We start from the raw sequence: 742 nt of genomic DNA, 5'->3' as shown, positions 1-742 counted from the left end.
TACAGCAGAGGAACCGCTTTGTTTAACGCCACCGTAAAACGGAAAGGTTTATGCGCACGTTGACCTGAAGGCTGACCTGATTGCGGATCAGTGGGCACAGTCACTACATGAGAGAATGCTTGCACCAGCATGTCATCTTCGTGGCCTTGAACATAAATATTTCCTACTGATTCAGCCGTAAATGCACCCGCAGTAATATTACCTTGGGTTTTTCCTTCAATGGAGATATAGCAGGGAGTTGGCATGGCAAGTCCTTAATTAACTATCAGTAATTGTTTCTCAACAAAACGATTATTGTTGATGTCCTTTTCAAAAAATCAGCCAGTGCGCACCGCGATTTGATTAGAGTAGCTTAAGTAATTTTAAGGGGAAGTAAAGGGAGTGACGGAAAAGAAGGACGTTGTATCCTCGTAGGATAAGTGACTTAGCGTAAAATAATTGTTCAGACGTTATTTACTGCTTTCGTTTCTTCAAATAAGTGTATTTACTTATATGATTCACTTTCGTAAATGTCCGAAATCTCGCTAAAGCCAGTCAGTTCTAATGTACATGGATTTTTAATATGTAACAAAATGTGTATTTTATTTCAAATTGTAACAATATTGATTTATAAGGGAAAAATAACCCTATTTTCAGAATAATAAGCAAACTACGATTTTTAATTTCAAAGGACAAAAAATGCGCACCTAAAATTTAGTGTATCGCAGAAGATCCCTTTAAATAGAGACAGAAATATCACCCA

Annotated in this window: 1 protein-coding gene; it reads right to left on the bottom strand. The window is 36.9% G+C overall.

Annotated features, from left to right (window positions below; all coding sequences use genetic code 11):
- The coding region (gene tssD, locus INT39_RS22315; protein WP_193076151.1) for a type VI secretion system tube protein TssD at positions 1 to 245 on the bottom strand (245 nt) is incomplete at its 3' end.
- Positions 246 to 742 lie beyond the last annotated feature (497 nt).

Source organism: Pseudomonas sp. FME51, assembly GCF_014897305.1.
This window is presented reverse-complemented; position numbering and strand designations above follow the sequence as displayed.